The organism is Vibrio sp. B1-2, assembly GCF_963888445.1.
Classification (GTDB): Bacteria; Pseudomonadota; Gammaproteobacteria; order Enterobacterales; family Vibrionaceae; genus Vibrio; species Vibrio anguillarum.
The window spans coordinates 180,546-204,887 of sequence record NZ_CAWPJH010000033.1 but is presented as its reverse complement, the minus strand read 5'-3'; the positions used below and the strand labels follow the sequence as shown (position 1 = coordinate 204,887).

Sequence of the window (24,342 nt, the reverse complement as noted above, 5' to 3'; positions counted from 1 at the left end):
CGCAATGTAACGAACACATTCTCATAAAAACGGTTTGCATCACAAAAAACAGCAAGATTGATGAAATAACACCCAACCCTAAAAGATGATTTCCAACACTGCATAACAAAATACAAGCGCAATATCGAGGCATTTCACACTATTACCACAATAGGGTGCAAACCCAACAGGCATGAGAGATAACGACCCGCCATGCCTTGCTGAGCTTTTTGGTTTTTAGTCTCGGACTATTTTTTAAATTTCAATAGACGCAACGCATTGAGCGTCACTAACGCGGTAGCTCCACTATCGGCCAGCACCGCCACCCATAAGCCCGTAATACCGAGTAAACTCGTGACTAAAAAGATACTTTTTAAGCCTAGCGCTAGCGCGACATTCTGGCGAATATTGGCGAGTGTAGCTTGTGATAGCTCGATCATGGTGGCGAGCTCGACCAATCGATTATGAGTAATTGCCGCATCGGCCGTTTCCAACGCAACATCGGTACCACCTCCCATCGCAATACCAATGCTGGCCGCTTTCATTGCTGGTGCATCATTAATGCCATCCCCGACCATCGCCACTTGTTTTTGTTGCGCCAACTGTTGAATGTATTCCACTTTATCTTGCGGTAATAAACTGGCTTTGAAATCTATCCCTAATTGAGCACTCATCGTCGCAGCGCTTCTAGGGTTATCGCCAGTGAGCATAATAGTGTCGATCCCCAAACGGCGCAGTGCTTCAATGGCGGCTTTGGCATCTTCACGCAAGGTATCTTGCCATGCGATTAAACCGACAATGTTCTCTTGCTCAAAAACCACCACCACTGTTTTGCCTTGCATCTCTAGCGCTTCCACTTGCGCGCTAAATGCATCAGAAAACGGAACATTCGCTTTGCTTGGCGCTAATACGCGCAGTGATTTCCCCTCCACAACCCCCGAAACCCCACTGCCAACTAACGCTCGCTTCTCTATCGCTTCTGGAATGGGCAAAGCCATCGCTTGCACTTTTTTCACTAAAGAGGTTGCCAGAGGATGGCTCGAGCCCATTTCAACCGCTGCGACATAGCGCAACAATTGCTCTTCATCCCAGCCATTGAGCGCAACCACATCCGTAACTTCCGGTTTACCTTTGGTCAAAGTGCCCGTTTTATCAAAAGCAATACTCTCTATTTTCCCAAGTTGTTCGAGCGCCGCGCCCCCTTTGATCAGTGCACCACGACGCGCCGCTGCGGCAAGACCAGAAGTAATGGCCGCCGGAGTTGAGATAACCAACGCACATGGACAAGCAATCAGCAGTAAGGCTAAGCCACGGTAAACCCATGTTTCCCATGGCTGCGCAAACAGTGTCGGCGGTATCACAACCACGGCCAATGAAACCAACATCATTAATGGGGTATACCAACGACTAAATTTATCAAGAAAACGTTCTAACGGCGCTTTGCGAGATTCCGCTTCTTCAATCAGATGCAAAATGCGGTCAATCGCGTTTTCACCCTGTTTGGACGTGATGGTGAAACGCACCACCTGATCCGCGACCACTGCACCCGCCATGATACTGTCACCTTGATAACGTTCGACAGGCAGTGATTCGCCCGTTAACGCGCTCTCATCAAAACTAGCCGACGCTTCGTGCAATTGGCCATCCGCAGGTAGCCGAGAGCCGGGAGAAACTTCCACTACATCCCCCGGTTTTAGCTCATGTGCTGCCACCGTGATGCGTTCTCCTGCCACAATTTTTGTTGCCGTTTCAGGCACCAGTGCCATTAGAGCTTGCACGCCGCTGCGCGCTTTGGAAGCGGCAAAAGCTTCTAGCCGTTCTCCGATGAGGAAGAGTAATAGCACCATCGCCGCTTCAACCGTTTCACCAAGATAGAGCGCTCCGAGCGCCGCAACGCTCATTAAGGTTTCAATCGCAAAGGGTGTGCCTGAGCGTGCCAGTTGAATCGCTTTTTTACCGATAGGATACAAACCGGCAAGGCAGGTCAAAATGAACATCCCATCGCTGATTTGAGGGAAATAAGGCTGCACAATAGCGGCGAGTACCATCGCGCCAGCAATGGAGAGGATCTGCGCGTTCTGTTTTATGACTGACTTCCAGTCACTATGAATGGGGGCAGAAACTGGATTAGCCGCATCAATGCGGTGAGCCGTAAAACCTGCGTTACGAACCGCTTGCTCTATTTCAAGCGCTGCCTCTTCGGTATTAAACTTGACCACCAATTTTTCAGTGGCAAACAGCACTTTGGCGTCGATCACATTACCCACTTTTTTAAGCGCCGTTTCAACCTTACGTGCGCAAGATGGGCAATCCATCCCTTCAATTTTCCAGCTTTGGTTAAACTGTGTTTTAACGGATGTGGGCTGCGCGGGTTCATCATCAGGATCATTGCTTGCGCACTCTCGTGACCCGCAACACCCCTCTTCATTTGAATCAACGCCCGCAACCCTAATCGCGGTAATTTTAAGACTAGAGCATGACACCGCCTGCGGGTTTGCCATGCTATTTTTTGTAGTACTGCAAGCTTCATGTTTTGTGCACATAGGATTCTCCTTCTCTGATGCACAAAGCTTAAACCTTAGAGTCAACTCCAAGGTCAAGCGCATTTTTATCAAACCTGAACTTAACGCACATTCACCTTGATTAGATGGAAAAGAGGTGCACTGCACCTCTAGAATTTTATTTATTACTGCTGATATACCCAAACAACTTGGAGTTGCAGGTAGGCGGCAAGTGAGTGAGTCCCCATGAGCATAGGCAAACTATGTGATTGGGGTGAACGAACGTAGCCAACACCGCTGCAGCTTCAAGTAGGAAGGGTATAGTTTGCTATGTTGGTTTTTTAAAACAATGCGTTAAGTTTTTCCCTAATGCTCTCAGTACATCTCTGCGCGTAATAATGCCAACCAATTTACCTTGATCGATCACGGGATAAACTTTCGGTTTTCCTACTTTCATCATGTCAGCAAGCTCAATAATAGAGGTGTCTGATGAAACGGACAGCACTTCAGGGTGCATGCAGTCACGGACTAAATGGGTGTCTTCACAGAAATAACTCACCTTCACCAATTTATCGAGCAAATCCTGCTCTGATAGAAAGCCAATCACTTGTTCTTGGTCGTTAATAACAGGACCACCAAGATGCTCCGAACGCATCACTTTTTCTAAAGCCGCAGTCATTGGCATGTCCGGTTTGAAGGTGATGGCTTGTAATGTCATATAGTCTTTAACTATTAGCGATTGCATATCTGTCTCCTTGGTTGCAACGGTATGCTGCCTTAAGTTAAGTGTTGACTAATTTCACCGTTTTGCTAAATGGAAAAAATCGATTTTGCTCATCGGCACAAACTATCGATATTACAAATAGTTAATTTTTATCAAGGGTAAATGGCAAAATCTTTTATCAAAACGTCTCATTTTTGAATCAAACAACACGTTAAGAACACGATGTCTCGCAAGATTTTACAGTTAATATCATTTATATCTTAAACATTGACCGTTGTATTAATAAGGACTGGGCATGGTGAATTCGCCGCTGTTTTCCGAGATTATAGAAAACCCAGCACTGATGCGCAGCTTGTTGGAGTCATTACCCGAACCCACTTTTCTGATTAACCGCGATGGCGTATATGTGGAGGCCTTAGGAGGAACGGATCGCAGCCGACACCACGACCCAAGGGTTCTCATTGGTCTCAATCTATACCAGGTATTACCCGAAAAAAAAGCCGCTTGGTTTCATCAAATTATCCAAGAAGTCATTGATAACGGACAAATGCGAGAGTTTGAATACGATCTCGACCTAAGGGTGATAGCTCAATTTAAAGGCAGCTCTGGCCCTATCGATATTCAGTTTTTTAACGCATTGGTCATCCCGCTGAAAAATACTGAGTACGTGCTATGGATTGTGAGAAATATTACCGCTTATAAGCGCACGTTAGAGCGGCTTTCTATACACCAACTTGAGTTAGAAAAACTGACCAATGTGGATCATTTAACTCAGGTCTATAACCGTTATGCGATGGACTCATTGCTGCCCAAAGCGTTAGATAAGATCAAACGTGAGCAAAGTAGTGCTGCAATTTTCATGATCGACTTAGATTGCTTCAAAGAATATAACGACCACTATGGCCATGTGAATGGCGATACTGTGCTGCGCAAGATAGCGAGCACTCTGCAGCATTGGAAACGTAAAGATGACCTCTGCTTTCGCTATGGAGGAGATGAATTTCTACTATTTATTGCGGATATTGATATTAAACAGTGCGAGCAAAAAGCATTACAACTACTTAGTGAAGTGAGAGAGCTGCAAATCCCTCACCGCTATTCTCGTGTCTCATTGTATGTATCGATTACTATCGGCATCCAATATTGCGAACACATACCGACAGGCATGACGCCAGAACAGTTTGTATCAACGGCCGATAAAGCGCTGTTTCACGCGAAGAATCAACAGCGCGGAACTATTCATATACTACACAAGGCTTAGTCGATGGTGTAATGATTAGCCCAACGCTGCGCGGCTTGGGCATCTGAATCTCGAGACTCCACCCAGCGTGTTTGTTCGGTGGTGCGCTCTTTCTTCCAAAACGGTGCTTTGGCTTTAAGGTAATCCATAACGAATTCGCACGCCTCAAAAGCCGCACCACGATGTGAGCTCGAAACACCTACAAACACGATTTGATCGCCAATATCTAAATCACCGATTCGGTGGATCACACGGATTTTTTGCACTGGCCATCGTGCCTGCGCCTGATCACAAATATCACTCAAGGCTTTTTCTGTCATTCCCGGATAATGCTCAAGCGTTAAGCCAATAACATTATCACCTAAATTCATATCACGAACTTTGCCAATAAAGGTAACCACAGCGCCAGCGGAAGTACCTTGCGACAAATCACGGTATTCTGCGTCTACCGAGAAATCTGATATTTGAACGGAAATACGGCTATCCATCACTAGCCTCCAGTTACTGGAGGAAAAAAAGCCACTTCATCACCATCACTTAACGGGTAATCAAAGGCAACGATAGTTTGATTGACTGCCACCAGCAGTTTTCCCGGTTGCAAGGCTAAATCCCATTTCCCAGGCTGCGAGGCTAAGTGGCTACGCAGCGCTTCAACCGTAGCAAACTGTGCCTTGAGTTGAATGTTGTCTTGGCCGATCAACTCACGAGTTTGAGCAAAAAAGAGGACATTAATCATGCGTGACCTTTTGTTGTGGCTGAGCGCTAAAGTAACCAGATTTTCCGCCGCTTTTTTCAAGTAAGCGCACTTGTTCAATCACGATATCTTTTTGTACTGCTTTACACATGTCGTAAATGGTTAACGCCGCCACCGATGCCGCGGTTAAGGCTTCCATTTCAACCCCTGTTTTACCGGTTAATTTACACAATGATTCAATTCGAACTTTGCTTTGTGCTTCGATGGCTTCAAGCTGCACTTCTACTTTAGTAAGCAGCAATGGGTGGCACAGTGGGATTAAATCCCACGTTTTCTTCGCCGCTTGAATGCCCGCAATTCTTGCGGTGGCAAACACATCACCTTTGTGGTGTTGCCCAGAAAGGATCAGTTGCAGCGTTTGTGGTGACATCTTCACAAAGGCTTCCGCACGTGCTTCACGTACGGTTTCAGCCTTGGCAGAGACATCGACCATATTGGCTTCGCCTGAGGCATTAATATGAGTAAATTCGCTCATTGAAACCCCGTTAAACCGAAAGATGTGGCATAAAGTTGCATGGGCGATGGCTAGCATCTAACTGCTGTTTGATGATTTTCGTCCAACCGGTTTTGCACGCTCCTGTTGAACCTGGCATGGCAAAAATAACCGTATGGTTGGCAAAACCTGCAATGGCGCGAGACTGAATGGTTGAAGTGCCAATTTCATCGTAAGAGACCAATCGGAACAGCTCGCCAAAACCTTCAACTTCTTTATCAAACAAGGGCTTTAATGCCTCTGGTGTGCTGTCGCGTGAAGTAAAACCCGTTCCGCCCGTGATCAGCACGGCTTGCACGTTTTCATCCGCGATCCACTGAGACACAATCGCGCGAATTTTATACTGATCATCAATAACAATCTGCTTATCGGCCAGAATGTGTCCCGCTTGTTGAAGTTGCTCAGCTAAGTAACCGCCTGAAGTATCGTTTTCTTCAGTACGAGTATCGGAAACCGTCAGTACGGCAATATGTGCTGGTTGAAATGCGCTTTCTGCGTGACCCATGTGTTCACCTACTGTTCAAATGTGTACCAACATCACCCGCTAAACAATAGCCAGTGACAAAAAGAATTTAGCCGCCAATGGAGGCGAGATTAGGCGTCATACCCGTATTGCCATCTTGTAAAAAATGGCTGACCGACTTGGTCTGTAATTGCGCTTGAATTCGCTCAATTAAGGCTTGCTGTTGATTATCTTGGGCGAGCAGATCGCGTAATTCAACGCCTTGCTCACCGAAAAGGCACAGGTGTAACTTCCCCTTTGCCGAAACACGTAAGCGATTGCAGCTATGGCAAAAGTTTTTCTCATACGGCATGATAAGACCGATTTCACCTTGGTAATCGGCATGAACAAATACTTGCGCTGGCCCATCATTGTGAGCTCGGGTTTTCAGCACCCAACCATTGGCAATCAGTTGATTACGAATGGCAACACCTGAAATATGGTGACGCTCAAACAGCGAGTCCATTTCACCAGTTTGCATTAGTTCAATAAAACGAAGTTGAATAGGGCGATGTTTAATCCAATCTAAAAAAGCAGGTAACTGCTGATGATTAAGGTCTTTTAGCAGCACAACGTTGACTTTAACTTGCTGGTAACCGACTTCAAAAGCGCGATCAATCCCCGCCATCACTTGCGTAAATTTGTTTTCACCCGTGATTTGGTGGAACATTCTTGGATCAAGACTATCGACACTGACATTGATATGCGTTAACCCGGCCGATTGCCAACCTTCTACTTGTTTGGCCATACGGTAACCGTTGGTGGTGGTCGCCACTTTCTCTATACCAGCGGTATTCGCCACACAAGCAATAATGTCGTTAAAGTCTTTACGCAAAGTTGGCTCCCCCCCTGTGATGCGTACTTTCGACGTACCACAGTCGGCAAAGGCTCGCACGACGCGTTGTATTTCAGGAAGGGTTAAAAAAGACGAGTTTTTCTGCCCCGAAGGTTGATAACCATCAGGCAGGCAATATGTGCATTTAAAGTTACAGACATCTGTAACAGATAAACGTAAATAATAAAATTTACGTTGGAATCTATCTTCGAACTGTTGCGCCACGGAACACCTTTCCAAATACGGGAGGCATAATCATTTCCAATTATGCCCTTGTGGTATTAGACCACTGGCTTAACCACCCTATCTCACAAAAATGAGACTTAGCCAGTTAAGCTCGGAGCTATGGCAGCCGTTGAGGTAGTATAATTAACTATCTCTACAGCAGCTGATAAGTAAAATACTTAATATTAGTAAGTGATTCTACCCTTATCGTAAAAAAAAAGAGTCCATTACCCAATTTACCTCCTAATGAGTATGGGTTGTGAACAAGCTGATTTAAATTGTAGTTAATTATTAAAAAATAAGAAGAACAGATGACTCTATACACTTCAAAGAAAGTCGTCGCCATTGGCGGAGGACATGGGCTTGGACGCATGCTAGCGGCGTTAAAAGATTTTGGCTCCAATGCGACAGGGATTGTAACCACCACAGATAACGGCGGTTCCACTGGGCGCATTCGCCACTGCCAAGGTGGCATTGCATGGGGCGATACACGTAACTGTATCAACCAGTTGATCACTGAGCCTTCCATCAGTTCGATGATGTTTGAATATCGCTTTAAAGGTGCGGGAGAACTCAATGGCCATAATCTCGGTAATTTGATGCTGACTGCATTAGATAACCTATCTGTGCGCCCTTTAGACGCGATCAACTTGATCCGCAACATGCTCAAAGTCGATGTTAATATTTTACCTATGTCAGAGCATCCTTCTGATCTTAGTGCACTTTCTATGGATGGTCACTGGGTCACGGGTGAAACGAACGTGGACGAGATGACGGAAGATTTAAGGCGCTTAGATTTATCACCTGAAGTGCCAGCAACCAAAGAAGCCATACTCGCCATCAGTGCAGCAGACTGCATCATCCTTGGCCCGGGAAGCTTTCTCACCAGTGTGATGCCACCACTACTGCTGCCCGAAATTGGCAATGCCATTGAGCAAAACGTAAAAGCAAAGCTGATTTTTGTTGAGAACTTGTCTCCCGAGCAAGGACCTGCTGGTCGCATGTCGCTACGGCAGAAATTGGAATGGTGTGAGCGCGCCTGCCACGCGCGAAAAATCGATGTGGTGATCGGCGATACACCACATCCGGAGCTGGCTGAACACTGGCATTGTGTCACTACAGAGCTAGCATCATCCAATCGTGACTGGCGGCACGACCGAGTTAAACTTCAAAAAGCCATTGAGAATCAACTCACAAGCTAATCCATCAAGTGGCACTTAATCCACCAAGTGGCAATAGCAACGATGCGTCTCTTCGATAAGAGCGCGCATCGCCGCCACTTCTTCAGCCTCATCAAAAATGCAGTTTGCCTTTCCTTTGCTATCGATATCCACCGCTTTAGCGCACAGTTTATCCGCACCAAAGCTGGCGGCACTGCTTTTTAGAGCATGGCTGATGTCTTTTAAATATTCGATTTTATCCGGCAGATTTTGATCAGCTAGCTTCTGTGTATAGGCGCTCAGCTCGCTGAGAAAAATATCGAGCAATATTGGCACATTCTCTTCTCCAATTTCTTGGGCCAAATGCGCAATTTTGTTTTTATTGATCAGTTCCATATCTCTATGAGTTCTCTCTACTGTTCCACGCTTGAAGCTTGCGGTAGATCGTTGAAGGGCTAACGTCTAAATAACTGGCTGCTTTAGGAATATTACCATCACACGCTTCTATCGCTTGTTCGATGGCTTGCTTTTCCGTCATCCATAAAGGAAAAATATCGTGCACGGTTATATTTTCCTTGCGCGTTTCCGTCGTTAGGTTTGCTAATCGGATCTTGTTATCCACGACTTGATTTAGCGGTGGCGGTAACATGCTCAGTTCGATCTCGTTGCCGTGGTTCAATACCACCACATTCCGCAACACGTTTTGCAGTTGACGCACATTACCCGGCCATTCATAGCGCGTAAAACGCTCCACAACCTCTGGCGCTAAGCGGACAAAACCTTTGCCTTCTTCTTTAGACATAAAGCCGAGTAGAGAGTAAGCAATTTCAATAACATCATCGCCTCGCTCGCGTAGCGGTGGTAAATGCAATGGGATCACATAAAGACGATAGTACAAATCTTCACGAAAACGACCCTCTTGTACCTCTTTCCATGGATCGCGGTTGGTAGCGCAGACAAAACGAACATCGACACTTTTCATCTTCGATGAGCCCACTTTCTGGAATGTGCCCGTTTGGATAAAGCGCAACAGCTTGGTCTGCAAATCCAAATCCATTTCACACAGTTCATCCAAAAACAGTGTGCCGCCATCAGCCAACTCGGCTGCGCCTTGGCGATCGGTCGCTGCGCCAGTAAATGCGCCTTTCACGTGACCAAAGAGTTCACTCTCTATCAAGTCTTTAGGAATGGCGGCGCAGTTAATCGCAATGAAGGGTTTATCGCCACGTTTACTGGCCGCATGAATAGCTTCTGCGCACACCTCTTTACCCGTGCCACTTTCGCCAGTAATAAAAATACTGGCTTTACTGGAGGCCGCAGAGTCAATGGTTCGATAGACTGATTGCATGGTTTGACTGCTGCCAATAAAACCTTGGTAGTTCTGATTACCCGGGTTACCAGCCTCATTTTTTAGTTTGCTAGCTTTACGTATGGCGTTGTTAACCGTGACGCGCAAGCGGTCTGCTTCACAAGGTTTGATCAAGAAATCTTGGGCACCGTGACGCATCGCTTCCACTGCGGTATCGATCGAACCATGAGCGGTCATGAATATCACTGGCACATTGGGGTAGTGACTTTTCACAGCATGTAAAACGTCCATGCCCGTCATATCGGGTAATCGAAGATCCAGCAATATGAGGTCCGGCTCTCGGTGAGCTAAACTCTCTATCGCATCACGACCTGTACCAACAATATTGATATCGATTTCAAGGGGGGTGAGGTATGAACGATACAGCGCCGCAACGGAAGCCGTATCTTCCACCATCAAAAGGTATTTAGCCTTTTGTAGAGAAAAGTCAGGTTGCATATTCTAGCCATTATTATTTTGCACTTTGCCTTAACTATTGCATTAAGGTTCGCATTTTGCAAAATAAAATAACAAAAAGGCACTAATTCGTTAGTTAATAGCCCTTTTTGCATAAAATTAATTGGCACGATATGTGCTCTATTCAATATGACCCTTAGGGGTCACCTAGCCAACTGACGTTGTTAGTGAATAAAGTGTTCACAAATAACAGCCAATAGACCTTTTTCTATTGGCTATTTTTTTAACTGTTGGTAATGAACTGCTGACGCAGTTTTTCAATTTGGTCACGCTTTTCGGCAGCCAATTCAAATTCTAGGTTTTGTGCGTGTTTGTACATTAACCCTTCTAGTTTGGCGATCTCTTTTTCCAGTTGTAGCGGCGTGAATATTTCATAAGTTTGCGAGCTTTCTGCCACCTTCGACAAAGGTACTTGTTTGCTCATCCTCTGCTGCTTGGACTTAGTAATATCACCTAACTCCATAATATCTTTGACATTACGTTTCAGCGCCTGAGGTGTTATCCCTTGTTCTTCATTATGTGCTTGCTGCTTTTCACGGCGACGATCGGTCTCATCCATCGCTTTCTTCATTGAGTTAGTAATGCGATCAGCATAGAGAATCGCTTTACCTTCAATGTTACGTGCCGCACGGCCAATGGTCTGAATTAATGAACGTTCTGAACGTAGAAAGCCTTCTTTATCCGCATCAAGAATTGCGACGAGAGAGACTTCAGGCATATCCAAACCTTCACGCAGTAAGTTAATACCCACTAACACATCAAATTCGCCTAGGCGAAGGTCGCGAATAATCTCAACCCGCTCAACAGTATCAATATCTGAGTGCAGATATCTGACCTTAACCCCATGTTCATGAAGATACTCAGTTAAGTCTTCAGCCATGCGTTTAGTCAATGTCGTGATCAGCACACGTTCATCTTTCGCTGAGCGAATGCGGATCTCTGACAACACATCATCCACTTGTGTTGCAACTGGTCGAACTTCCAGCACGGGGTCCAGTAATCCGGTTGGGCGCACCACTTGATCCACAATTTGTCCGGCTGATTTTTCTAGCTCATAGTTGCCCGGGGTAGCAGAAACAAAAATCGTCTGCGGCGCAAGTGATTCGAACTCTTCAAACTTTAATGGACGGTTATCTAAAGCGGAAGGCAACCGGAAACCAAACTCCACTAACGTTTCTTTGCGTGAACGATCGCCTTTGAACATCGCGCCAATTTGCGGCACGGTTACGTGTGATTCGTCGATAATCAATAAACCGTCATGCGGTAGATAGTCAAACAGGGTCGGAGGCGGCTCTCCCTCTTTTCGCCCACTAAGATAACGTGAATAGTTTTCAATACCTGAACAAAAACCGAGCTCATTCATCATTTCAATATCAAATTGAGTACGCTGCGATATGCGCTGCTCTTCGAGTAGTTTATTGTTTTCCAACAGGTAGGCTTGGCGAGTTCGCAGCTCCTCTTTGATGTACTCTATCGCATCGACAATGCGCTCTCTTGGCGTAACGTAGTGCGTTTTAGGATAAATGGTATAGCGAGGAAGATCTCGCTGAATCATTGCGCCCGTCAATGGGTCAAACAAACTGATGCAATCCACCTCATCATCGAACATTTCAACACGCACGGCCGCATAATCCGATTCCGCGGGAAAGATATCGATCACCTCTCCACGAACTCTAAATTGACCACGTTCAAACGCCATATCGTTACGTGTGTATTGGAGCTCGGCTAAACGGCGGATAATGTCGCGCTGATCCATCACATCACCACGGCGAACATGAAGCATCATTTTCAGATAAGAATCAGGATCACCCAAACCGTAAATCGCCGATACAGAAGCCACAATAATCGCATCTTTACGCTCAAGCAGCGCTTTAGTCGCGGAGAGTCGCATTTGTTCTATGTGTGAGTTAATCGAGGAATCTTTTTCTATAAATGTGTCCGTGGTCGGCACATACGCCTCTGGCTGATAGTAGTCGTAATAAGAGACGAAATACTCAACCGCATTATTGGGGAAAAATGACTTCATCTCACCATACAGCTGGGCTGCGAGCGTTTTATTCGGTGCCAACAAGATAACCGGACGCTGCGCCTTGGCGATCACATTAGCCAAGGTGAATGTTTTCCCTGAACCCGTCACACCCAATAAGGTTTGATGAGCAAGACCTGCATCTAGCCCATCAAACAATTGCTTGATCGCCGTAGGTTGATCGCCTGACGGTTGATAACCCGATACCAATTCAAACGTTTTGCTCATAATGCCGTTGTCCTCTATAACTGAATAGGCATTCTCGCTGTTAGCCATGTTTTGTTGCAAGTAATTGTTCAAAATAGTTGCGTCGTAAATCACCCCTGTTTTGAAAAAATGCTAGTTTCTTCTCCATACGTTTGCTACCATCTTCGGCCTGATTCGTAAAAAACCACTCCTAACTTTCAAAAATAATCCACTTGTTTTCCCCAAAATTTCAAAATGACTCCCTTTTTCTCATCGCCATTCATTTTCATTTCTTATTGATAATTTCAGTTGATAAATCAAAAAATAAAATAAAAAACATAGTGTTATATAAAAAATAAACTCAACAAATGAGTAGAGTAATAACTCAACATTCATTGATGAAACGAATTGCTCAGGATTCGTCAACACACTTATCCACAATTTTGGTGGATAACTAAACCTAGCCTAATGCCGATAAGGGGTACAGAAAAGTAAAGTATTTTCAGGGAAATATTTTTACTTTTTCTTCGGCTGGAAAGGTTGACACTGGACACCCCACTCGCTACCATTCGCACCGCTCAAAGCAATTCCCCCTTAGTTCAGTCGGTAGAACGGCGGACTGTTAATCCGTATGTCGCAAGTTCAAGTCTTGCAGGGGGAGCCAAATTCAAGAAAAAAGACGTCCTAGGACGTCTTTTTTTTGTATCTAAATCTAGATTGAATCGAACATTTTAGAGTATAGCCCTTACAGAATTTTATCTTCAAATACGGTACAAAAGCGATCAATCAAGAACTCGAGAAACAAACGAACTCGCCTCGGTTGATACTTTCTACTTAGGTAAATCACATTCAAATCTGCGCCTGCAGAAGAGGTCGATGCGTTGAAGTTCTTCATGTAACCATTAAGCACTGTCACTAAACGCTGTTGTTTGATGTCTTCTTGCACATCGAGAATCGATTTCAACGCAATACCGGCCCCATCCAACGCCCATTGACGAATCACTTCACCATCATCAGAAAAACGTTTTGGCACCACAGTGACAACGTTGTGCTGCTCTTCATCTTGAAAGTGCCATGTTTTCAGTTCTTCATTGCTGCGAACCATGGCTAAACAATCGTGCTGTGCTAAATCTTGTGGCGTGATCGGCGTGCCTTTCTTTGCCAAGTACTGAGGAGAAGCGCAAAGCACTCGGCGACTGGACGCCAGTTTACGAGAGATAAGATTACTGTCGGCCAGCTCTCCGTATCGGATAACGATATCCAAGCCGGACTCAGCCAAGTTGGATAAGTTATCGTTTAAATACAGATAAGGGATCACATCGGGATAGAGCTGACTAAATTCCGACAGTATTGGCGAAATGTATTGCTTGCCAATATCACGAGGAGCAGAGATTTTGAGTGTTCCGCGCACTTCTTTGGTGCCAGTTTGGAGCAAGTTTTCCGTCTCTTTAACGCTGTCGATGATTTCCAGACATGCCTGATGATACATCGCGCCAGAGTCCGTCAGTGAAATATGCCTTGTACTACGATTAAGCAATTTCACCCCATAACGGTCTTCCAACGACTGCAATCTTGCTGTCACTGTTGCTGGCGATAAACCGAGCTCTCTACCAGCCGCCGCCAGCCCTTGGTTCTTTATAATGCTGACAAACAGCGTCATATCTGAAAACTTGTCCACGCTCTCTCCTTAAATTTCATTATTCGACTTAATTGAATAATCAATTCAACTATTACACAATTATCAATTTTCTGCCAATCAATATACTGACCCCATCAAAACAAGATTGGAGAAAAATCATGAAAACAGAAAAAACCGTTTATGTCTTACTCGGTGGCACATCAGGTATTGGTGCTGCACTGAGCCAACAACTTGCAAGCGAAAATGCAGTTGTTCACGTAGCAAGCCGTAAGACAGGTTTAGACATTAGTGATGAACAATCGGTTTACCACTACTTCGAAACCATTGGTGCTTTTGACCATCTTATCGTCACGGCAGGTTCTTATGCTCCAGCAGGCAAAGTGGTGGATGTGGAAGTCTCCCAAGCAAAAGACGCTTTTGATACCAAATTTTGGGGCGCCATCAACGCTGCTAAACATGGCGCACGCTACATCAAGAAAGGCGGCTCAATCACGCTAACTTCCGGTATGTTATCGCGCAAAGTTGTTGCTAACACCTACGTAAAAACGGCCATTAACGCAGCCATTGAAGCAACCACGAAAGTACTGGCGAAAGAATTGGCTCCTATCCGAGTGAATGCGGTCAGCCCCGGTTTAACCAAAACCGAGGCGTATCAAAGTATGAGCGAAGACGACAGAAATGCCATGTACAAACGCACACAAAATAGCTTGCCAGTAGACAAAGTTGGCGAAGCCAGTGACGTTGCGAAAGCTTATCGACTTCTGATTGAAAACAGTTACATGACTGGCGCCGTGATTGATGTCGATGGTGGCGCACTGCTTGGCTAACACCAAATAGAAACAAGGTGCCAACGCAATAAAAAGCATGGCACCAATGGGTTCAAACTAAATAAAAAAAGAGACTCCCCCATGAATAAAGAAAAAATGCCGCTGCAGGTATGGATCTTAACGCTTGCAGCTTTTGCTATCGGTACCGCGGAATTTGTTATTGCAGGAATTCTTCCTCAAGTCGCCAACTCATTGTCCATCACTGAAGGACAAGCGGGTTACTTAATCAGTGCCTACGCGCTTGCCATTGTATTTGGCGGTCCTCTACTCACAATTTACTTAGCACGCTTTAATAAGAAAGCCGTACTGGCTGGGCTAATGGTGTTGTTTATCCTCGGCAACATATTGTCTGCTTTCGCACCAAACTACTTTGTGCTGATGGTGAGCCGAGTGATCACTGGTTTGGTTCAAGGTCCGTTCTACGGCATCGGTGCCGTGGTAGCGACCAGTTTGGTTTCAGAAAAAATGGCAGGTCGCGCCGTCGGACAGATGTTCGCGGGCTTAACACTGGCTAACGTTTTAGGTGTGCCTAGCGGTACTTGGATTGGTTTGCAATTCGGCTGGCACACCACTTTCTTGACCGTTGCCGCTTTTGGCTTAGTGGCTCTGTTTTTCATCACGTCAGTAATCAAATCGACCGGACACGGCGAAGCAAAAGACGTCAAAGCGCAATTGGCCGCGTTCAAAAACCCAATGCTACTTATCGGCCTAGCGATCACCGTATTTGCTTGGTCGGGGTTCATGACTTTGTATGGCTACATTGCTCCTATTGCCATGCACATCACTGGCTTTGGTGAAAGTGCAGTGACTTGGATTTTGGTTATCGTTGGCATCGGTCTAATTGTTGGCAACACCATAGGTGGTCGTTCATCAGATAAAAACCTACAAAAAGCGTCCATGTTTTGGGCTATCGCGATGATTGTTTCACTCGTACTGGTCGGCCTAACCGTAGACAGCAAAGTACTGTTCATCGCTACCGCCTTTGTATTTGGTATTGCTTCGTTCGCTAACGTACCAGCGATGCAGCTTCGTGTAATGAAGCACGGCGGTGAAGGTCAAGAGTTAGCGGCGACGGCAAACATCTCAGCATTCAATTTAGCCAATGCCTTTGGCGGTTTCTTAGGTGGCATGGTGCTCGATAGCCAAATGGGCGCAGGTATGATCCCTTACGCAGCCATCCTTGTTCCACTGATTGGTTTACTCTTCATCGCCAAAGCGAACCGCAAAGAAAGCAAACAAGCTGAGTTAGCTCAAAGCTTCAACAACTAATTTCATCCTTATCGGTAGCCCTTATCTAACGCTTTCCGAGTAACGCCAGGGCTACTCAGTACTAACCACGAGGAAAACACTATGAAACTCTACATTTACGAACATTGCCCATTTAGTGCTCGCGTCCGCTATGTTGCTGGCATGCTAAATATCCAACTCGACGTCATCAACATTGCGTATGATGACGACAAAATCACGACAGACCTGATTGGAACCAAGCAAGTACCGCTTCTTATCAAAGACAACGGAGATGTGATGGCAGAGAGCCTAGATATCATCGCTTACTTCCTTGAGCTAGCAACATCTAGCGAGACAAGTCAACCGTCGCAACCAGTGTTGGACTGGCAAAAAATCGCGTTTCTTCCACTGCAAAAAGTGGGTTACCCACGTTGGTCTAATATGGATTTGCCAGAGTTTGCCACTCAGTCTGCACAACAAGCTTGGCGCGCTAAGAAGGAAACTGACGCACTCAATTTCGATGCACTTCTGCAAGACACACCAAACATTGCCAAAGAGGTAGAAGTGCTCATCGAACGTGCGAAAACCGTGTTGAATCTCGACTCCTACCAACATGTGACTTTGGTAGACGAAGCCATCTTATTTTCTATTTTACGTGGCTTTTTCAGTGCCGCAGAAATCCAATGGGACAACACTGTGAAAAATTGGATGGAATCTGTGAGTAACAAAACCCAAGTACCACTACTTAAGTAAGGAACCGATCATGAGCAAACTTTTTGAACCAACACAGCTAAAACAACTGGATTTACAAAACCGTGTAGTCATGGCACCAATGACTCGAGCACGCACCAGCCAGCCGGGTAATATTCCAAACCAGATGATGGCGACCTACTACAAGCAACGTGCGACTGTGGGCTTAATTATTTCAGAAGCCATCCAGATTTCTGATGACTCACAAGGTTACTCTTTCACGCCAGGCGTCTACACCGACGAGCAAGTGGCAGGCTGGAAAGCAGTCACTCAAGAAGCAAAAGAACAAGGCGCAGCCATGTTTTGCCAGTTATGGCATGTTGGTCGAGTCTCGCACCCGACCTTCCAAAAAGGTGAACAGCCTATTGCTCCATCGGCACTCAAACCGGTAGAAACCCAAGTGTGGATTGCCGACGAACAAGGCAATGGCAACATGGTCGATTGTGTAGAGCCACGAGCCATGACACAAGCCGATATTGACCGTGTTGTGAGTGATTTTGCCCATGCAGCTAAACGTGCCATCGAAGCTGGCTTCGATGGCGTCGAAATACACGGAGGTAATGGTTACCTGATTGATCAGTTCCTACGTACAAATTCAAACCACAGAACCGATAACTACGGCGGTACTCGCGAAAACCGACTTCGCTTTTTATTAGAAGTGGTCGATGCGGTGAGCGAAGCCATTGGTGCCAACAAAGTGGGAGTTAGACTCGCGCCTTTCATCACTTTTAAGGACATGAACTGCCCAGACATTGTGCCAACCATCCTCGAAGCATCGAAACAACTTCAAGCTCGTGATATTGCGTACTTGCACCTGTCTGAAGCGGATTGGGACGACGCGCCAGTGATTCCAGAAAGTTTCCGAATCGAACTACGCAAATACTTCACAAACACGATTATCGTCGCAGGCAGTTACACCCAAGATCGTGCCGATGATGTACTCGAAAAAGGTTATGCGGATTTAGTGGCGTTTGGACGCCCGTTTGTTTCTAACCCAGATTTGGTAGCGCGCTTAAAGCACCAACAACCTCTGGCTGAGCTGGATGGTTCGACATTATTTGGTGGTAATGAGCATGGATACATCGACTACCCAACACTCCCTTAAAAACACAACGACCTAGACAAAAATAAGTAGCCTGAGATATGTCCATAGTGAAAGCTCTTTGATAAAAATATGTATATACAAGAATACCAGCCAAATGGGCATAAAAAAGCACAATCATCATAAACATAATAGTCATTGATCATTGCTACTACTTCATTTTAAACGCGTTCCTCCATTTTGATTTAAATCTGTTTACATATTGACAATTGTACAAATGTTTCACACTATCGAAAATAATTAATGATAATAATTATCATTACGTCGTAATATTTATGCGGATAGTGCCCATGAAATCTCTACATAATGTGATGAACGCTTCATCAATCACTCCTTTACCCAATCTATACCTTCTAGACCAATCATCAGAAACCGATAATCAACGAGCAATGGCCGTTCACCAACACCGCCAAGACATTCAAAATATCTTGTCGGGTCGTGACTCAAGGATGTTGGTGATTATTGGGCCATGTTCAATCCACGACCCTGAGGCTGCAATTGACTATGCACAACGACTCGCAAAGGCACAAAAACAGTTCAGCAGCACTCTCAAGTTGGTGATGAGAACTTATTTTGAAAAACCGAGAACGCGGACTGGCTGGAAAGGATACATGGTTGACCCTGATCTCAACGGTCAATTTAACTTACTCAAAGGGCTAAGCTCTAGCCGTGAATTACTCAAGTCAGTCTTAGCGCTGGGTGTACCAACAGCAACTGAGTTTTTAGATACGCATATCGCACCGTATATCGCGGACCTTATTTGTTGGGGTGCGGTTGGCGCAAGAACCACTGAATCACAACCACATCGCCAACTCGCGTCGGCATTGCACTGCCCTATTGGTTTTAAAAATGGTACTGACGGCAATACGACAATTGCAATCGATGCGATTCATGCCGCTAACGATTCACATCTGTTGATTATGGCGGGTGAGAATGGGCAACCGGTTGCGGTGCAAACTCAAGGTAATCCATATTGCCATATCATTTTACGTGGTGGTGTCACGCCAAACTATGCAAGTCACAGTGTTAAAAGTGCGGCTTATCAATTACACCATAGCCAGCTCAACAGTAGGCTAGTAATTGACTGCAGCCACGGCAATAGCGGAAAAATCGCTAAGAATCAATTGGATGTAATAAATAACATTGCCCAGCAACTGCTGTCTGGAGAGCGCCGCATTGCGGGGGTAATGTGCGAAAGCTTTTTGCAAGGCGGTAGCCAAGCTTTGAATAAAGATCCGCTCTGCTACGGCCAATCCATCACTGATGAGTGCTTAAGTTGGGAGGATACAATGTGCTTTTTAAATACGCTCGATGATGCGGTTGCAACACTTCAACAGCAACAATATTGTCACGCTCCAGTGTAAACGACCACTAAGGTGAAGCTCCCGTTTGCTTCACCTTGCCTATCGTCAGTGGCCTTCACCTAATTATCGAGCGTAGCGCCGCCATCCACTCTCAAATCATGCATGGTGATTTGACTTGCTGCATTCGACATCAAAAACATAACAACCCCAGCAATGTCTTCGGGCTCCGCCATTTTGCCAAGGGGTATCCCCAAACGGTACTGTTCAAGATTACCTTTTATCACTTCTCTTTCACCATATTCGCTGTTCCATAACTGCGTTTGCATTTCGGTGCGTGTTGAGCCTGGGCTAACGATATTGCATCGAATTCCATCGTTTGCAAGCTCAAGAGCTGCGCACTTGACCAACATATGCAAAGCCGATTTAGATGCCGCATATGCTCCAATATTGAGCCGAGGCGTATTCGCTGAATTAGAGCCAATCACAATAACATTGCCACGCTGGCGCGCTTTCATTCCTATCGCTACCCCTTGCAAAGCGGCTAAGGTGCCAAACGTATTGACATCAAACATCGCTTTGATCTCTGACATCGATAATTCGGTTATTGAACCAAGGTGCAATATGCCCGCGCAACTGATGAAATGAGCAAACTGATAGCGCTCATTCAGTTCTTGTACCCTTTTTTTGACGTCGTCATGATGCTGTAAATCAAGCTCATAGCAATGAAGCTGCTCGGTATAGCACGCGTTCAAACTCGCTAATTGCTGAGTTAATTGGTGGTGATTTCTATCCGTCGCTACAACTCGATAACCGCTCGCCAATAAAGATTCCAATACGGCATAACCAATCCCCTGTCCGGCTCCAGTCAATAAAACCGTTTCGTCTAATTTCATCATTTTCCTAACTTTACTCCGTTAAATCCACACTAAACCATAGCCATAACCGAATCTCAGCCTTAGTTAATAACATTAATTATCATTTGTTATTGATAATTATTATCATATATAATCTGCGTACTTTAGTGGTTTGTAAAATAATAAGCAATTAGGCGTAACACGTTATTAATGGAGTTTTGGTGATGAAACGTGAAGTTATTGGGTTTTCAAAAATGGCTAATCAGCTATTGGATGAGCACTTAAAAGAATCTCCCTTCTTTTTTGCTTCGCCTCACAACACCATGCTTGGCGTGGGAATTGCTCATCAGTTCAATCAAGCACTCCCATTCTGTGAGCTGGCGGATCAAGCAACCAAGATGCTAGAAGCAGCAAAAACAGATGAGTACGACAATCCTATTTTATTTGCGACAATTCCTTTTAATGAAGAGACGGCGACGCGTTTCTTCATTCCAGAAAAGCTCTATGTTTCTGGTAGCCCACGGGCCAGTGAAAAAGAAGGGCAGCAGAGCCATAAAGCGACCATTGTTTCACCGCCAACAGGCAACGACTACAAACAAGGAGTCACAACCTTACTTGAGCTGTTTAATACCACCGAACTATCAAAAGTGGTGCTATCACGTTTAGTGAAACTCTCGACTCCACAACACATCGATCAAACTCGTTTATTGCGTAATCTGTTGTCCATCAATCGCAATGGCTACACTTTTTCTACTGAAATTGGCCCTAACGCCAAGTTAATGGGAGCCAGTCCCGAGTTGTTGTTGGCGAAGAAAGGCGGGTTTATCGTTTCTAACCCCCTAGCGGGCTCGCGGCCTAAATCAAACAACGCGGTGCAAAACCAACAGCGCTCCGCTTCATTACTTGATACGCAAAAAGATCTGAATGAACATGCCTTCGTCGTCGAGGAAGTCGAGAAAGTACTCAGCCGCTACTGCCATAACTTATTTACCCCTATGGTTCCATCAGTGATTGAAACCGAAACGATGCTGCATTTATCAACAGTGCTTGAAGGACAAGCCGATGATCCGATGATTAACTCGCTGCGCATTGCAGCAGAGTTACACCCAACACCCGCAGTGTGTGGTTATCCAAGATTACCGGCTTACCAAGCGATTAAGCAGATCGAAACCTTCGACCGCGGCTACTTCACTGGCATGATCGGTTGGTGCGACGCTCGGGGGAATGGCGAGTGGGTTGTCACGATACGCTGCGCCGAAGTGAGCCAAAACGAGATGAGTGTGTTCGCTGGAGCTGGCATTGTGAATGAATCCTCACCGCAGAGTGAACTCGATGAAACCGGGGCAAAAATGAGCACCATTTTGAAAGCCGCTGGTATTGAAATTGATGAATTACTTACCGCCTAAGGAGTGGTCATGAATAATCTTAACCCGACCGATTTTACCCCTTGGCCAGAGCAATTCAGCCAGCGCTATCGTGAACAAGGCTACTGGCAACAAAGAACCTTATTTGATTACTTCAGTGATTCCGTCAAAAAAAGCCCTGACGCCATCGCACTGATTGATGATTTCGGCCAGTACAGCTATCAAAATTTATATCAGAAAATGATCAGCCTTGCGGCTGGCTTGAGCTCCCTAGGTTTGCAGCGGGGTGATAATGTCGTACTACAAATGGCCAATCGTGCTGAATTCTATCTCTGCTTTTTTGCCTTGACCATACGGGGCATTAAACCGGTTCTAGCTCTGCCAGCGCACCGCTATCTAGAGCTGAGCTATTTTTGCCAACATACTCACGCCAAAGCCTATATTTTTTCAGACGATATCGTGGGCTTTGACGCGCAGCAAACCGCGCAGAAACTACGAAGTAGTTGCCCTTCTCTCTTGCATACCATTGTTTGCGGTCAATCCTCACACGAGCAAATTCAGGAGTTAGATACGCTTTACCACTGCGCGGGAGAAGATCCTGTTACTGATTCGGTCTTTGCTGATCAAGTGGCTTTTTTCCAGCTTTCCGGCGGAACAACTGGCACTCCCAAATTGATCCCTCGTACGCACAATGACTACGCTTATAGCGTACTTGGTAGCATTCAAATTTGTCAGTTTGGTTCACAAACGAGGTATTTGTGTGTTCTTCCCGTTGCGCATAACTTTCCACTCAGCTCACCCGGCGCATTGGGCGTCTTTTACGCTGGCGGTTGTGTCGTGCTCGCTTCCGATACCACACCGCACACCGCTTTCCGTTTAATTGAGAAGCACCACATTACTGTCGCAGCGCTAGTGCCACCGTTAGCGCTACTGTGGATGAAATACGCCGAGTCCGCTACAGAAAACATCGCGAGCCTCACTCTGGTACAAGTCGGCGGAGCGAAGTTTAGTGAGGCCGCAGCAATGCGCTTACCGACGACTCTCCACTGTCAATTACAGCAAGTGTTTGGAATGGCTGAAGGGTTGGTTAATTACACACGACTTGATGACCCACTCAGCGTGATTGTTACTACTCAAGGACGCCCAATTTCAACTGATGATGAAGTGATGATAATCAACGATGAGGGTGAGCCCGCTGCGGTGGGTGAGGAAGGCTTGCTCATGACCAGAGGCCCTTATACGATTCGAGGTTATTACCAAGCTCCAGAACATAACCAACGCTCATTCACCGACCAAGGCTTCTATATCACAGGTGACAGAGTGCGTAGGACGGCTGAGGGCAATATTATCGTCACGGGACGAGAGAAAGATCAGATCAATCGTGGTGGTGAAAAAATCGCAGCCGAAGAGGTTGAAAATCTGCTACTTCAACATCAGGATGTTCATGATGTGGCTTTGGTTGCTATTGCTGATGAGTTTCTTGGTGAACGCAGTTGCGCCATTGTCGTTCCAGATAACGGTAAAACGCTCAAACCCATTACTCTCAAACGATTTTTACACGCTCAAGGATTAGCAGAATTTAAGATCCCTGATCACATCCATTTCGTCGATGAATTACCCAAAACCCCTGTGGGCAAAGTCAACAAAAAATGGTTAAGAACGCAATACTCTCACTAATCATGGCAACACAGGCGCTCAAAATAACGTGAAGATGAAAAAGCCGATATCGTCGATATCGGCTTTTGCTGGGCGATGCGTTCTCTTTCCCTATTCTAGTGGTCCAGTATACTCAAACTGGTTGCTCTTCAGTAGAACGCGTGTCCGTTACTTGATGTGACGACTGAGCAACAACACTAGGCTCCATCACATGCCACCACTCTCTTAAAGTTGAATATTTAATCATCTCTGAAAAGGCGCACTCTATGCCCATCTTGCGCCATGATTCAAATAAGGTAACCGCGCGGATAGAATCTAAGCCAAGAAAAGTGAGCTTCTCATCTACATCCACTTCATCTAAATCGAGATCCAATAGCTCAGCCACTTGCTGACGCATCTGTTCAAGGCTCAATAATCTGGTTTCTTGACTGTGGATCATTTGTGGTTTTAATGCCTCAAGCGAAGTCACGCAACCAACACGCTCCGTGATGTATTTCAACGTATGATGATGATCTTCCAAAGAGAAATCAGCCACAGCATCACCGACCACAAAAGGCTGTATATCCAACATAAAGGCATCTAACGCCGTAGATAAGATACCTATATGTGCATAGACACCCACAATGATCAACTGGTCACGCTGTGTCTCTTTCATCCACTCCAGCAACGGCGTTTTCTTAAACGCGCTATAACGCCATTTGGTGTATTGGATATCCCCGTCTTCAGGTGAAAGCTCAGACACAATCTCAGTATCTTTTGTCAGCCCTGTTCCCCAAAAATCAGTCAGTAGCGCTCTCTCTACTGGGTCTTGGTTAGGGGGTTGAGCTGTGTACACCACGGGGATATTGGCCTGACGAGCCAGTGATTTCAGCTCTGAAATATTCGCTAATAACTCAGGAACGGGTGCCTGAGAATGATCAAAAAAGTTTATAAAGTACTTTTGCATATCGTGAATGAGCAGTACTGCTCTATCGGCTTGGACATGCCAGTGAACTTTGTTTTTCGGAAATGTTTCAGCCAACGGAATGGAGTAGCTGGCTATTTTGGGAATCGCCATAAATATAATCCTTGTTAAAAGAAGCTTTTCTCGTTCGTGATGCCTTAAAGCCAATAACGACTTCAGAAATAAGAGGCTCGTATTCGTCGACAACCGCCACCTAAATGGTAAC

The 24,342-nt window shown here is 45.6% G+C and carries 22 protein-coding genes, 1 tRNA gene and 1 riboswitch; of the genes, 10 read left to right on the top strand and 13 right to left on the bottom strand.

Annotated elements, in window-relative coordinates; translation table 11 throughout:
* Window positions 1-227: 227 nt before the first annotated feature.
* Together AACQ75_RS10845 and AACQ75_RS10840 are read right to left on the bottom strand one after the other, a co-directional pair.
* On the bottom strand, window positions 228-2,522 hold the full coding sequence (locus AACQ75_RS10845) for a zinc/cadmium/mercury/lead-transporting ATPase (RefSeq protein WP_170888634.1): 2,295 nt from the start codon (window positions 2,520-2,522) through the stop codon (window positions 228-230).
* Between the two features lie 286 nt (window positions 2,523-2,808).
* Entirely contained in the window at window positions 2,809-3,225 is a 417-nt protein-coding gene (locus tag AACQ75_RS10840; protein ID WP_013857256.1) for a CBS domain-containing protein, read from the bottom strand.
* Between the two features lie 274 nt (window positions 3,226-3,499).
* Here AACQ75_RS10840 and AACQ75_RS10835 point away from each other — a divergent pair, with 274 nt between their 5' ends.
* On the top strand, window positions 3,500-4,465 hold the full coding sequence (locus AACQ75_RS10835; protein WP_013857257.1) for a sensor domain-containing diguanylate cyclase: 966 nt from the start codon (window positions 3,500-3,502) through the stop codon (window positions 4,463-4,465).
* Here the strand turns inward: AACQ75_RS10835 and moaE are convergent.
* The 5 genes from moaE to moaA form a co-directional block, all read right to left on the bottom strand.
* Window positions 4,462-4,932 (bottom strand): molybdopterin synthase catalytic subunit MoaE, encoded by a 471-nt coding sequence (gene moaE / locus AACQ75_RS10830; RefSeq protein WP_170888633.1) that lies wholly within the window; start codon window positions 4,930-4,932, stop codon window positions 4,462-4,464. The genes AACQ75_RS10835 and moaE overlap by 4 nt on opposite strands.
* Before the next feature lie 2 nt (window positions 4,933-4,934).
* On the bottom strand, window positions 4,935-5,180 hold the full coding sequence (moaD, locus tag AACQ75_RS10825; protein WP_096036504.1) for a molybdopterin synthase sulfur carrier subunit: 246 nt from the start codon (window positions 5,178-5,180) through the stop codon (window positions 4,935-4,937).
* Window positions 5,173-5,673, bottom strand: a complete 501-nt coding sequence (gene moaC / locus AACQ75_RS10820; RefSeq protein ID WP_010320681.1) for a cyclic pyranopterin monophosphate synthase MoaC — start codon at window positions 5,671-5,673, stop codon at window positions 5,173-5,175. Before moaC ends, moaD begins: the two co-directional genes overlap by 8 nt.
* 10 nt (window positions 5,674-5,683) lie before the next feature.
* The gene (gene moaB, locus AACQ75_RS10815) at window positions 5,684-6,196 is read right to left on the bottom strand and encodes a molybdenum cofactor biosynthesis protein B (RefSeq protein ID WP_010320682.1); all 513 of its coding nucleotides are present in this window, start codon (window positions 6,194-6,196) and stop codon (window positions 5,684-5,686) included.
* 67 nt (window positions 6,197-6,263) lie between these two features.
* Window positions 6,264-7,253: a GTP 3',8-cyclase MoaA gene (gene moaA, locus AACQ75_RS10810; RefSeq protein ID WP_026028246.1), complete on the bottom strand. Its 990-nt coding sequence runs from the start codon at window positions 7,251-7,253 to the stop codon at window positions 6,264-6,266.
* A riboswitch (molybdenum cofactor riboswitch) is annotated at window positions 7,242-7,385 on the bottom strand. Its footprint overlaps the gene before it by 12 nt.
* A 179-nt stretch (window positions 7,386-7,564) precedes the next feature.
* Here moaA and AACQ75_RS10805 point away from each other — a divergent pair.
* Complete coding sequence (locus AACQ75_RS10805; protein WP_013857260.1) at window positions 7,565-8,455, top strand: YvcK family protein; 891 nt, start codon at window positions 7,565-7,567, stop codon at window positions 8,453-8,455.
* Window positions 8,456-8,470: 15 nt separating this feature from the next.
* On the opposite strand, the gene luxU is transcribed toward AACQ75_RS10805, so the two are convergent.
* From luxU to uvrB, 3 genes are all read right to left on the bottom strand, one after another.
* Window positions 8,471-8,809 carry a quorum-sensing phosphorelay protein LuxU gene (gene luxU, locus AACQ75_RS10800; protein ID WP_088721080.1) on the bottom strand — a complete coding sequence of 113 codons (339 nt, stop codon included), beginning with the start codon at window positions 8,807-8,809 and terminating at the stop codon, window positions 8,471-8,473.
* A 4-nt stretch (window positions 8,810-8,813) separates the two neighbouring features.
* Window positions 8,814-10,220, bottom strand: a complete 1,407-nt coding sequence (luxO, locus tag AACQ75_RS10795; RefSeq protein ID WP_026028983.1) for a quorum-sensing sigma-54 dependent transcriptional regulator LuxO — start codon at window positions 10,218-10,220, stop codon at window positions 8,814-8,816.
* A 241-nt stretch (window positions 10,221-10,461) separates the two neighbouring features.
* Window positions 10,462-12,492, bottom strand: coding sequence for an excinuclease ABC subunit UvrB (gene uvrB / locus AACQ75_RS10790; protein WP_170888632.1), 2,031 nt, complete (start codon window positions 12,490-12,492; stop codon window positions 10,462-10,464).
* Between the two features lie 546 nt (window positions 12,493-13,038).
* Between uvrB and AACQ75_RS10785 the strand changes: the two genes are divergently transcribed.
* A tRNA-Asn gene (locus tag AACQ75_RS10785) sits at window positions 13,039-13,114 on the top strand.
* An 81-nt stretch (window positions 13,115-13,195) separates the two neighbouring features.
* Here AACQ75_RS10785 and AACQ75_RS10780 read toward each other — a convergent pair.
* Window positions 13,196-14,128: a LysR substrate-binding domain-containing protein gene (locus AACQ75_RS10780; protein ID WP_170888631.1), complete on the bottom strand. Its 933-nt coding sequence runs from the start codon at window positions 14,126-14,128 to the stop codon at window positions 13,196-13,198.
* Between the two features lie 119 nt (window positions 14,129-14,247).
* Here AACQ75_RS10780 and AACQ75_RS10775 point away from each other — a divergent pair, with 119 nt between their 5' ends.
* The 5 genes from AACQ75_RS10775 to AACQ75_RS10755 all read left to right on the top strand — a co-directional run bounded on the left by AACQ75_RS10775 (window position 14,248) and on the right by AACQ75_RS10755 (window position 19,359).
* Window positions 14,248-14,916, top strand: a complete 669-nt coding sequence (locus tag AACQ75_RS10775) for an SDR family oxidoreductase (protein WP_170888630.1) — start codon at window positions 14,248-14,250, stop codon at window positions 14,914-14,916.
* A gap of 81 nt (window positions 14,917-14,997) precedes the next feature.
* Entirely contained in the window at window positions 14,998-16,185 is a 1,188-nt protein-coding gene (locus AACQ75_RS10770; protein WP_170888629.1) for an MFS transporter, read from the top strand.
* 81 nt (window positions 16,186-16,266) lie between these two features.
* A complete protein-coding gene (locus AACQ75_RS10765; RefSeq protein ID WP_170888628.1) occupies window positions 16,267-16,896 on the top strand; it encodes a GrxB family glutaredoxin in 630 nt (209 codons plus the stop codon).
* 10 nt (window positions 16,897-16,906) lie between these two features.
* Window positions 16,907-17,998 carry an alkene reductase gene (locus AACQ75_RS10760; protein ID WP_170888627.1) on the top strand — a complete coding sequence of 364 codons (1,092 nt, stop codon included), beginning with the start codon at window positions 16,907-16,909 and terminating at the stop codon, window positions 17,996-17,998.
* Window positions 17,999-18,285: 287 nt separating this feature from the next.
* Window positions 18,286-19,359 carry a 3-deoxy-7-phosphoheptulonate synthase gene (locus AACQ75_RS10755; RefSeq protein WP_170888626.1) on the top strand — a complete coding sequence of 358 codons (1,074 nt, stop codon included), beginning with the start codon at window positions 18,286-18,288 and terminating at the stop codon, window positions 19,357-19,359.
* Between the two features lie 59 nt (window positions 19,360-19,418).
* Here the strand turns inward: AACQ75_RS10755 and AACQ75_RS10750 are convergent, their stop codons facing one another.
* Complete coding sequence (locus AACQ75_RS10750) at window positions 19,419-20,195, bottom strand: 2,3-dihydro-2,3-dihydroxybenzoate dehydrogenase (protein WP_017048410.1); 777 nt, start codon at window positions 20,193-20,195, stop codon at window positions 19,419-19,421.
* A 176-nt stretch (window positions 20,196-20,371) separates the two neighbouring features.
* Here AACQ75_RS10750 and AACQ75_RS10745 point away from each other — a divergent pair, with 176 nt between their 5' ends.
* Window positions 20,372-21,559 (top strand): isochorismate synthase, encoded by a 1,188-nt coding sequence (locus tag AACQ75_RS10745; protein WP_017048409.1) that lies wholly within the window; start codon window positions 20,372-20,374, stop codon window positions 21,557-21,559.
* Between the two features lie 3 nt (window positions 21,560-21,562).
* Window positions 21,563-23,194, top strand: a complete 1,632-nt coding sequence (gene vabE / locus AACQ75_RS10740; RefSeq protein WP_170888625.1) for a 2,3-dihydroxybenzoate-AMP ligase VabE — start codon at window positions 21,563-21,565, stop codon at window positions 23,192-23,194.
* Window positions 23,195-23,306: 112 nt separating this feature from the next.
* Here vabE and AACQ75_RS10735 read toward each other — a convergent pair whose 3' ends face one another.
* A complete protein-coding gene (locus tag AACQ75_RS10735) occupies window positions 23,307-24,230 on the bottom strand; it encodes an isochorismatase family protein (RefSeq protein ID WP_094124597.1) in 924 nt (307 codons plus the stop codon).
* Window positions 24,231-24,342 lie beyond the last annotated feature (112 nt).

Excerpts from the sequence above, each read along its gene's own strand:
- AACQ75_RS10845 (WP_170888634.1), bottom strand. The coding sequence starts at position 2,522 with ATGTGCACAAAACATGAAGCTTGCAGTACTACAAAAAATAGCATGGCA.
- AACQ75_RS10840 (WP_013857256.1), bottom strand. The coding sequence starts at position 3,225 with ATGCAATCGCTAATAGTTAAAGACTATATGACATTACAAGCCATCACC.
- AACQ75_RS10835 (WP_013857257.1), top strand. The coding sequence starts at position 3,500 with ATGGTGAATTCGCCGCTGTTTTCCGAGATTATAGAAAACCCAGCACTG.
- moaE (WP_170888633.1), bottom strand. The coding sequence starts at position 4,932 with ATGGATAGCCGTATTTCCGTTCAAATATCAGATTTCTCGGTAGACGCA.
- moaD (WP_096036504.1), bottom strand. The coding sequence starts at position 5,180 with ATGATTAATGTCCTCTTTTTTGCTCAAACTCGTGAGTTGATCGGCCAA.
- moaC (WP_010320681.1), bottom strand. The coding sequence starts at position 5,673 with ATGAGCGAATTTACTCATATTAATGCCTCAGGCGAAGCCAATATGGTC.
- moaB (WP_010320682.1), bottom strand. The coding sequence starts at position 6,196 with ATGGGTCACGCAGAAAGCGCATTTCAACCAGCACATATTGCCGTACTG.
- AACQ75_RS10805 (WP_013857260.1), top strand. The coding sequence starts at position 7,565 with ATGACTCTATACACTTCAAAGAAAGTCGTCGCCATTGGCGGAGGACAT.
- luxU (WP_088721080.1), bottom strand. The coding sequence starts at position 8,809 with ATGGAACTGATCAATAAAAACAAAATTGCGCATTTGGCCCAAGAAATT.
- luxO (WP_026028983.1), bottom strand. The coding sequence starts at position 10,220 with ATGCAACCTGACTTTTCTCTACAAAAGGCTAAATACCTTTTGATGGTG.
- uvrB (WP_170888632.1), bottom strand. The coding sequence starts at position 12,492 with ATGAGCAAAACGTTTGAATTGGTATCGGGTTATCAACCGTCAGGCGAT.
- AACQ75_RS10775 (WP_170888630.1), top strand. The coding sequence starts at position 14,248 with ATGAAAACAGAAAAAACCGTTTATGTCTTACTCGGTGGCACATCAGGT.
- AACQ75_RS10770 (WP_170888629.1), top strand. The coding sequence starts at position 14,998 with ATGAATAAAGAAAAAATGCCGCTGCAGGTATGGATCTTAACGCTTGCA.
- AACQ75_RS10765 (WP_170888628.1), top strand. The coding sequence starts at position 16,267 with ATGAAACTCTACATTTACGAACATTGCCCATTTAGTGCTCGCGTCCGC.
- AACQ75_RS10760 (WP_170888627.1), top strand. The coding sequence starts at position 16,907 with ATGAGCAAACTTTTTGAACCAACACAGCTAAAACAACTGGATTTACAA.
- AACQ75_RS10755 (WP_170888626.1), top strand. The coding sequence starts at position 18,286 with ATGAAATCTCTACATAATGTGATGAACGCTTCATCAATCACTCCTTTA.
- AACQ75_RS10750 (WP_017048410.1), bottom strand. The coding sequence starts at position 20,195 with ATGATGAAATTAGACGAAACGGTTTTATTGACTGGAGCCGGACAGGGG.
- AACQ75_RS10735 (WP_094124597.1), bottom strand. The coding sequence starts at position 24,230 with ATGGCGATTCCCAAAATAGCCAGCTACTCCATTCCGTTGGCTGAAACA.